At 56.0% G+C, this 9,601-nt stretch carries 6 protein-coding genes; 5 read left to right on the forward strand and 1 reads right to left on the reverse strand.

Going from position 1 to position 9,601, the window contains the following annotated elements; genetic code table 11:
• From VFU50_07225 to VFU50_07245, 5 genes are all read left to right on the forward strand, one after another.
• Window positions 1-1,128, forward strand: a 1,128-nt coding sequence (locus VFU50_07225) for an ABC transporter permease (protein HEU5232635.1), incomplete at its 5' end; no start/stop codon positions are given.
• A gap of 3 nt (window positions 1,129-1,131) precedes the next feature.
• Entirely contained in the window at window positions 1,132-2,391 is a 1,260-nt protein-coding gene (locus VFU50_07230) for an ABC transporter permease (GenBank protein HEU5232636.1), read from the forward strand.
• Between the two features lie 115 nt (window positions 2,392-2,506).
• Window positions 2,507-2,956, forward strand: a complete 450-nt coding sequence (locus VFU50_07235; GenBank protein ID HEU5232637.1) for a hypothetical protein — start codon at window positions 2,507-2,509, stop codon at window positions 2,954-2,956.
• Between the two features lie 388 nt (window positions 2,957-3,344).
• Window positions 3,345-5,174 carry a chloride channel protein gene (locus VFU50_07240; protein HEU5232638.1) on the forward strand — a complete coding sequence of 610 codons (1,830 nt, stop codon included), beginning with the start codon at window positions 3,345-3,347 and terminating at the stop codon, window positions 5,172-5,174.
• Window positions 5,175-5,315: 141 nt separating this feature from the next.
• Complete coding sequence (locus tag VFU50_07245; protein HEU5232639.1) at window positions 5,316-7,814, forward strand: TonB-dependent receptor; 2,499 nt, start codon at window positions 5,316-5,318, stop codon at window positions 7,812-7,814.
• A gap of 302 nt (window positions 7,815-8,116) precedes the next feature.
• Here the strand turns inward: VFU50_07245 and VFU50_07250 are convergent.
• On the reverse strand, window positions 8,117-9,601 hold a 1,485-nt coding region (locus VFU50_07250), incomplete at its 5' end, for a glycoside hydrolase (protein ID HEU5232640.1).

Here is a 9,601-nt window from a genome sequence, read left to right on the forward strand (position 1 = left end):
GTGGTCACGTTCGTGAATGGCATCAATGGCTATGTGGCGGAGAAGGTCTTCAATCTGGGCGCCGACGTCTTCATCGTGAGCAAGCAGAAAAACGTCATCACCAACTTTGAAGATTACATGACGGGCCAAAAGCGCAAGAACTTTCAGCTCGATGACTATCAGGCTGTGCGCGACGAATGTACGGAATGCAAGGTAGTCGGCGCGTCGCTTTACAAGTTCAACGGTGTGGTGAAGTTTTCGCAGGCATCGAGTTCCGACACGCAGGTGCGCGGATGGACGCCGTCGATGGGCCGCATCTACGATCTGGACGTTGTGAACGGCCGCAACATCAGCGATGCCGATGAGCACTCGAATCGTCAGGTAGTCGTAATCGGAAATGACATTCTCGAGAACCTGGTTGGCGCCACGGATCCGATCGGCAAAGAGATTCGTGTTGACGGCGACTCGTATACGATCATCGGCGTAGGAAAAAAAGAAGGCAAGACTCTGGGCCAGAGCCGCGACAACTGGGTCATGTTGCCGCTCACGACCTTCATCTCTAAATACGGTTCGCACGACAACAGCAACAGCATCAAGATCTGGGGCAAAGGCTATGGCGTCGGCGTGCCCATGACCAATGCCATGGACCAGGTGCGCGTAATTCTGCGCACGAGGCGCCATGATGCTCCCGGTGCCGCGGACAGCTTCGAGATCGATACCAACCAGACGTTCATCAGCTTGTGGGCGAGCATCAGCCAGAATTTCTTCTTAGTGACGGTGGCGATTGCGTCGATCTCACTCCTCGTCGGCGGCATTGTGATCATGAACATCATGCTGGTTTCGGTCACGGAACGAACGCGCGAGATCGGCATTCGCAAGGCGCTCGGAGCCAAGCGGCGCGACGTGCTCAGTCAGTTCCTGATCGAGTCCGGCACGATGGCTCTGGTGGGCGGAATTATCGGGACACTAGGCGGCATTTTCATCGCGAAGGTGGTTACGCTTTTGATTGGTATGCCGTCGGCGATTGCGTTGTGGGCGGTGATTGCCGCGTTGCTGGTATCAGCCAGTGTGGGGATTTTCTTCGGCGTGTATCCCGCTAGAAAGGCTGCGAAGCTCGACCCGATCGTAGCTCTGAGGGCGGAGTTGTAGATCATGCAAGGTAAAGACCATCTCGAAACCGTCCGCATGGCGATGGACACCATATCCAAGAACAAGCTGCGCTCTGGCTTGACCGTTCTGGGAATCGTCATCGGCGTGATGACCGTGATCGCAATCTCCTCCGTAGTGCGCGGGCTCAATTCGCGCATTCAGGAGCAAGTGGCCGAGATGGGCTCGAACGTTATCTGGATCTATCGTTTTGACGTGTTCCAATTTGGGCGGCCCAAACCGGAACTCCTTCAGCGCAAAGAGCTGTCGCTCGACGATGCTATGGCATTGCGCGACCTGCCGTATGTGAATTCGGTCTGTGCCGGCGTGCGTTATGTGAACCCGATCTTTCAGGCGGGCATTTACTCGGTGAAGTACAAAGGCCGCAAGGCCACGAACACGATCCTGGAAGGCGACACCGCCTCCGTGAAGGATGTGTATGACATCGCTCTGAAGGAGGGCCGGTTCTTTACCCAGGAAGAAGACGAGCGGCGCGCGAACGTGATTGCAATCGGATACGATACAGCCGACGAACTCTTTGGAGACGAACCGGCGATCGGTAAAGAAATCACCATTGAAGGCGAGCTCTTCACGGTTATTGGAGTGGCCGACAAGCGCAAGTCTGGAATCGGGGGCGGAAAGAATCCGGAAGACAACATCGTCTATTTCCCATTACAGACTTTCAAGAAGCTCCATCCCGAGCTGAAAGATCATTGGGTGAGCGTGAAGGCTGAATCTCACGCATCGATGGATGCCGTGAAAGATGAAATCCGCGAAGTGCTGCGCCGGCGGCGCCACGTGAAATTCAACCAGCCGGACAACTTTGCTATCTTCACCCCTGATGCGCTCTCCGATTTCTGGAACCAGCTCACGGGCGGAATCTTCGTCTTCATGTTCGCCGTCTCCAGTGTCGGCTTGATGGTGGGCGGGGTCGGCGTGATGAACATCATGCTTGTCTCGGTAACCGAGCGCACGCGCGAGATCGGTGTGCGCAAGGCTATCGGCGCTACCAAGCGGAACATCCTCTTTCAGTTCACCCTGGAGGCAATTACGCTCTGTGCTCTTGGCGGCGTGATTGGGATCATCATTGGCGGGATCATCACATGGTCCATTCGCGCTGCATTTGAGGCGCTGCCGGCCACGATGTCTGTCTATTGGACGGTCGCGGCATTCTCGGTGTCATGCTCGATTGGCCTGCTATTCGGGATTTATCCCGCATGGAAAGCAGCGAATCTGGATCCCATCGAAGCGCTCAGATACGAGTAGGGATATAGCTGGAAGGCATTAAGCGTCAGCCGCCCGTTTCACCAGTACAAACGCTAACAAGACTTAAGGTGGTCGTCGTAGGACAATTCGACCTCTTTCGACGTCTACTTATATTGTGAACGTTCGAAGTCTTGCCAAAAGCCTTGTTGCACTCGGGGCCATCGCGCTGTCCAGTTATTTCATCGAAGTACATCTTCATCGCAAGGGCGTACCCGGTCGCGACCTGATTCTCCTTTCAAACCTGATGGTCGGCCTGGTGGGAGCAGCGCTGGTTTACGTGCTTTCGCTGCGCGAGCGGCAGCGGCAGCAATATGTTGAATGCCGCCTGCGCGTCATCGCGGAGATGAACCACCACATCCGCAATGCACTGCAAGTGATCACCTTCTATACTCGCAAAGGCCAGAAGCAGGAAGTGGGGATCGTGGAAGCGGTTGATCGGATTCAATGGGCGCTGCGGGAAGTGCTGCCGCAATTGCCTGAACAGCCTGCGGCTAAGACCAAGGAAAATGAACGGGTGCTCGACATACAGAAGTTCCGGGTGACTCATTGCGGTTCGCTGAACTGAGTCTTTACTGGAGTCTTTGAAGGGCGTTACCCCGAAGGCGGAATGCATTAGCCCACGTGCGTAAGCCGTGGGAAAAAACGCGAGACCTTCGTGAGCCCGAAGGGCGAGATGCGTTTTCGCTTGAGCATTCGATCTATGCAGCCCTGACGAGCTCGATCATTTCTGATTTTTATCCACAGCTCACGCGCGTGACCTAAGACGTTCCGCCCTTTCGGGCCGGAGGTTCGATATTCCTCGAGGCAGGGCCTAGCTTCGCAGCTATTTCATTCTGGATTCGCTCACGCTACGTTCCTGCTCTGTCGCATCGCAATGCGCTACACTTGGAGATTAAGCAGCGTCTCTGTCTGTTTCCTAGCGCGCTCTCCGCGTCTCCCGCTGCATCCAGAATATGACAACGCACTCACAGGCCCCTGACGCTCCACGTTTAGCTGATTTCACGACCGATTTGCGAGTGGTTCCGCTGTCGTTGCTCTGCATCGTAATCGGCGTGGCAGGAGCGTACCTGGCGCTGATACTGCTGAAACTCATTTACCTTTTTAACAACCTCTTCTTTTTTCATCATTGGAGTTGGGTCTACAAATCGCCGGCACTCAATACGCTTGGACTGTGGGTGATCGCCGTTCCCGTGGTCGGCGGATTGATCGTCGGCGTCATGGCGCGCTACGGATCGGAGCGCATTCGCGGTCACGGAATTCCTGAAGCCATTGAAGCGATTCTGCTGAAGGGTGCCAAAGTGGAACCGCGAGTTGCGGTGCTCAAACCGGTCTCGGCGGCAATCGCTATCGGCTCCGGAGGACCGTTCGGCGCGGAAGGTCCAATCATCATGACCGGAGGCGCGGTCGGATCTTTGATCGCGCAGTTCTTTCGCTTGACGAGCGCAGAACGGAAAACTCTTCTCGTCGCCGGTGCGGCAGCGGGAATGTCCGCCACCTTCGCGGCTCCCGTGTCCGCCGTGCTGCTCGCAGTCGAGTTGTTGTTGTTCGAGTGGAAGCCGCGGAGCCTGATTCCTGTGGCCATGGCCAGCGCAACCGCGGCAGCAGCCCGCCACTACCTGCTCGGACTGGGACCGCTATTTCCCATTCCGGAACACCACATCGCCATGAACGCAGCCGGCCTGGCATCGTGCATGCTGGTTGGATTATTGGCAGGCATCCTTGCGGCTCTACTGAGTTCGGCTATCTATCTGGTCGAGGACGGATTCAGTCATCTTCCCCTGCATTGGATGTGGTGGCCGGCGATCGGCGCGATTGTCGTGGGCATCGGCGGCATCTTTTTTCCTCAGACCCTCGGCGTTGGATATGACGTAATCGCGTCCATGCTCGACCATGACCTCCCATTCAAGCTGCTGCTCGGCATTTTCTTTGTGAAGGGGATCATCTGGTCAGTATCGCTCGGCTCCGGAACGTCCGGCGGCGTGCTCGCTCCATTGCTCATCATGGGCGGAGCGCTCGGCGGTCTTGAATCGCGTTTCCTTCCGAACTACGGAGTCGGGCTTTGGCCGCTCGTCAGCATGGCTGCCGTGCTCGCCGGCGCTCTGGGCGCACCGCTGACTGCCGTGGTGTTCGCCTTTGAATTGACTCATGACCCCGGCGTGTTACTGCCGCTGCTCATTTCCGCGTTAGTTTCGTATGGTCTTGTCGTTCTCACGCTGCCACGTTCGATCCTCACCGAGAAGTTGAGCCGTCGCGGGTACCATCTCTCGCGTGAATACATCGTCGATCCCATGGAAAGCCTCGCGGTAGAAGAAGTGATGCGCACCAACATCGCAAAACTCTCAAGCCAGGCGACCCCCGAACAGATCCGCGATGCGTTGGTGATCGACGAGAAAGCCGGAATCCAGCGGCTCTTCCCCGTTGAAGACGCAGATGGAAACATGCTCGGCGTGATTCCGCGTTGGGATCTTGAGCAGTTTGCTGCGGGCAAGAAAGGCACTAATCTCTCTTCACTGGTCATCAGCAAGCCTGTGGTTGCATACGACGACGAGCGCCTTACTCGAATTGTTCAGCGCATGGCCAGTAGCGGGTTCACCAAGCTTCCCGTCGTACGCCGAGACGATGCCGGCAAAGTGGTGGGCATCGTATCTATCTCCGATCTGCTCAAGGCGCGTCTGGCGGCGCAGGACACCGAGGAGCGCCGCGAACGTGTTTTGCAGCTCAGCGTTCCCCTGTTGTTCCGTGGCGAAGAGGAACAGGAATCCGAGAATCGCAAAGCACGCTGAGGTTGTTTATGGGATTATGTACTCTGCGGAGACGCATGCACCTGCGTCTCTGCGCGCCACCCTTGTCATCCCAGGCATCCTGTTCTCGTAGCTGACGGTATCTAATAGGTGCAGTTCACAATTGCCGACTCCAATTTGCGGATGAGGATCCTTCAGCGAGCTCTTCTATGTCTAGCGCTGATTGCGTGGCCTTGCGTTTTGCTCGCGCAGCAGCCGTCTCGCCGCGCGCCGATTCCGGTTGCGCCTTCTAGGCATAGTGGGACTTCTCTGACCGTTGTTGTCGGGGATGAAAACAACGTAGTGGTTCCCGACTGTTTCGTTACCCTCACTGACACTGCAACCGGCGAAGCGATGCGAATTCAGACCGACGCGGCAGGCCGTGGCCGCTTCCTGAATCTGGATCCGGAACATACTTTCACAGTCCACGCGGAGCGAAGCAACTTCTACCCAATCACCAAGACGAATCTCCGCATCGCGAATGCTCAGACACTGGAACTTACTGTTCCCCACGTGCAGGAGCTGAAGGAAACCGTGAACGTGACTGCCTCGGTTCAGGGGATCGATCCTGCACAGACTGCCAACACGAAGCAGCTAGGCACTCCGGAAATCGTCAACATTCCCTATCCGACATCACGCGACATACGCAACATTCTTCCCTATCTGCCCCAGGTCGTGCAGGACGCAAGCGGACAAGTTCACGTAGCCGGCGCTGCCACTTATGAAACCAGTGATGTACTGGACGGTTTTGAAATCACATCGCCGGTAAGCGGGAATCTTGCTATGCGTTTCAGCGCGGATGCAGTGCGCGAAGTCTCGGTCCAGAGCAGTCGGGTATCGACCCAATATGGGAAGGAGTCGGGCGGAATCATCGATTTCAATACGGGAATGGGAGACGATCACTTCCGTTTCGATGCCACGAACTTTATTCCGTCATGGAAGAACATTAAGGGCAAAGGCATCGGCTTCGATAAATGGGTTCCGCGCGCTACCGTTTCCGGGCCGATCAAGAAAGGAAAGATCTGGTTCTTTGACTCCGCGGACGCCGAGTACGACAACTACATATTCAGGGATCTGCCAAAAGGCTCGGATCGCGATCCATTCCTTCGTGGAAGCAATCTGGCCAAAGTACAGATCAATCTCCGACCCAGTGACATTCTCAGCTTTGGTCTGTTGAACAACACGCAGGACGAAGACAACCAGGGACTTTCACTAACTACACCTTCTTCAGCAACAGTCAAACGCGATATCGGCGCGTATCTGGCAGACGTGAAGGAGCTCCATTATTTCTCTGGCGGAGCGCTCCTCGAAACCGGATTTGCCTGGAACGCGTTCAATGATCGCTATCGTCCGCAAGGCACAAGTCCATTCGTGATTACTCCCAATCTGAACACTGGGAACTATTTCCAAGAGTTCCATGGAACTTCACGCCGCGCGCAGGGCATCGCTAATCTGTTTTTGCGCGGGTTTACTGCCTTCGGGCGCCATGATGTGAAACTGGGCACCGAGATCGATCAGATCAACTTCACACAGTTGTATCAAGACACGCCCTTTTTCCTGCAACGATCCGATGGAACGCTCTACCGTCAAAGCGTGCTGCCGGCCTCGACCTCACTTGACCGCAATAACTTTGAAACCAGCGGCTATATCGAGGACAAATGGTCGCCGTTGGAACGCGTGATCGTGCAGCCCGGCCTGCGTTTCGACTGGGATGAGATCATCCGTCGTCCATTGTTCTCACCGCGCATCGCGGGCACCTACGCGCTCGGCGCGGAAGGAACAACGAAGTTTTCTGCCGGTGTGGGCGTCTATTACGAGCGCACGCATTTGGATTACCTCGCGCGCGCTTTGACCGGCCCGCGGCTCGACTACTACTACGACGCGACTGGAACCAATTTAACCAGTCCGCCTCTGGTTACAACGTTCGCTGTTAATCAGCCTGCTCTGCACGAGCCGAGATTCCTGAACTGGAGCGCGGGAGTGGAACAAAAGCTTCCGCTCGGGATTTACGGAGCTGTCGAATATCTGCAGAAGAGCGGCAACGACGGATTCATTTTCCAAAACCTGAACACCGCTTCGATCCTCTCCGGCAACTACCTCCTCACCAACACGCGCCAAGATCGATATCGCTCTGTCCAGGTTACAGCGCGCAAGCACTTCCATGGAGACTACAACGTCTTCGGCGCGTACACATATTCCTATGCTCACTCGAATGCGGTCGTCGATTATTCATTGAACAATCCCATCTTCAGTACGCAAATGGCCGGACCGCTACCCTGGGATGTCCCAAATCGGTTCATCAGTTGGGGTTGGTTCCCAACTCCGTTCAAACGCTTCGATTTTGTCTATTCGCTCGACTACCACACTGGATTCCCGTGGACGACGGTCAATCAGAATCAACAGATCGTAGGCGCGGCTTACTCAAATCGCTTCCCTTCCTACTTCGCGTTAAATCCCGGACTGGAATTCCGATTCACGTTCCGAGGCTATGCACTCGCGCTGCGCGGCGTGGCAGAAAATGTGACCGATCGTAAAAATCCGGCGTTCGTGAACAACAACATCAATGCGACGAACTATGCGACGTATGGCGGTTTCGATGGGCGCGCGTTTACGGCGAGGATCAGGTTCTTGGGAAGGAAATAAAAGTTCTAGCGTTTTGCAACAGCCGCAATGACCGACCGCAACTCCATATCTTTTTGCATTGTAATCTTGCATTGTCATCCCTCGGAGCGCAGCGATGAAGTATCGACTTTGCAGCATTTGGGTGCGCTCCGGGGGACCTGCTGTTTCATTTTGCTTTCAAACACAGCAGGTTCCCCGCGCCGCGAACCCAAGTGTTGGTAACGGACACTTCATCGCGGCGGCGCGAGGAATGACAGTGTGTTAACAATGAGCATTTTATGTGGAACCTGGAACAACGTTTCATGATCGTTGCGTTTCATTTTCTACGGCTCATCGCCACCACCATCATCCTCCGCCTGCGGCGGGGCCGGACGACGCAGATCGATGGTCGGCAGTCCAGAGCTTTGTAGATGCTGATTGAGCGAACCGATTCCATTCTTGACCTCGTTCCATCGATTGAGCGTCGCCGTAAGCGACTGCTGCACTGTATTCGACGCTGCTACGGCCTGTGTCGTGGGTGCCGCATCGGCAAGCCCAGCTACTTCAAACAGATGAGCCAACGCAGCATTCAAACGGCTCAAGCTCTGCGCCTGTGGTCCGCCCATGGAGGCGCCGAATCCGCCTCTGCCGCCCTCGAGTGCGCCGGCTTGCTGGTCGAGTCTCGAAATGGAATCGGCGGCTGTACCCTGCGCCCGCGATTTCAAGCTACTCAACTGCGCGCGCAAGCTTCTGACTTCCTGCAAAGCCGAGTAATCCTGATGCAACGCATCGATCAACTTCTGTTCCAACGCATACTGCTGCGCGTAATCCTCCGGCGTGGCTTTCACGCGCGGATCAGCCTTGATGACCAGCGGCTGCATGAATTCATGTCCGTTCACCGTGAGCCGGACGATGTACTCACCAGGAGGAGCGAGGATTCCTTGCGGCGCCAGCGGCGTGTCATGAAAAACGGCCGAAATCGGATAGTCGCGGCTGAGCGTCTCAGGCGGAGCGAAATGGAGGTCCCAAACAAAGCGATGCATGCCCGCAGTTTTGTTCAGCTCTTGCGGGGGCTTTACCCAATACGTGGGAATGTGCAGCTCCTTCGGGCTCGGCGCGGGACGGTCGCTGTTGGGGAACGTGCGCAGAACGTGGAAGCCGCCATCGAGAATCTCGAGTTTCAGAGTGGGAACATCGGACTTGAGGAAGTAATCGATGATCGCTCCATCCGGCGGATTCTTGCCTACAGGTTCCTCCGGAGGGAGTGGCGTATCGGTATTGGTGTCGCGGCGATAGCGATACGCATCTGCGGGGTGGAAAAGAAAGTTGTCATTTAGCGTGTCGGCCCGGAGCTGCCGCAGGGGCATGATGTCATCGAGAATCCAGAACGAGCGCCCATGTGTGCCGACGATGATGTCGTCTTCATGAACGACAACATCGCGCATCGAGGTCGCCGGCAAATTCAACTGCAGCGACCGCCAGTTGTCGCCATCATCAAACGAAACCCAGACAGATGTTTCCGTTCCAGCAAAGAGCAGCCCTTTGCGCAAACGATCTTCGCGTACAACGTTTACTGGAGCGTTATCAGGCAATCCGTTCGTGATCTTCTGCCACGTCTTGCCGCCGTCGTGCGTGCGATAGATGTATGGGCGAAGATCGTCGACGCGAAAACGGTTCACAGCGGCATACGCGGTCTGCGCATCGAAGTGCCCGGCATCGAGCTGCGCGACCTTGCTCCACGGCGTGACGTCGGGAGGCGTGACGTTCTGCCAGTTTCTGCCGCCGTCGCGAGTCACATGAATAAGACCGTCGTCCGTTCCTGCCCAGAT

The sequence above is a fragment of the Terriglobales bacterium genome (assembly GCA_035764005.1).
Classification (GTDB): Bacteria; Acidobacteriota; Terriglobia; order Terriglobales; family Acidobacteriaceae; genus Gp1-AA112.

Excerpts from the sequence above, each read along its gene's own strand:
- VFU50_07230 (HEU5232636.1), top strand. The coding sequence starts at position 1,132 with ATGCAAGGTAAAGACCATCTCGAAACCGTCCGCATGGCGATGGACACC.
- VFU50_07240 (HEU5232638.1), top strand. The coding sequence starts at position 3,345 with ATGACAACGCACTCACAGGCCCCTGACGCTCCACGTTTAGCTGATTTC.
- VFU50_07245 (HEU5232639.1), top strand. The coding sequence starts at position 5,316 with ATGAGGATCCTTCAGCGAGCTCTTCTATGTCTAGCGCTGATTGCGTGG.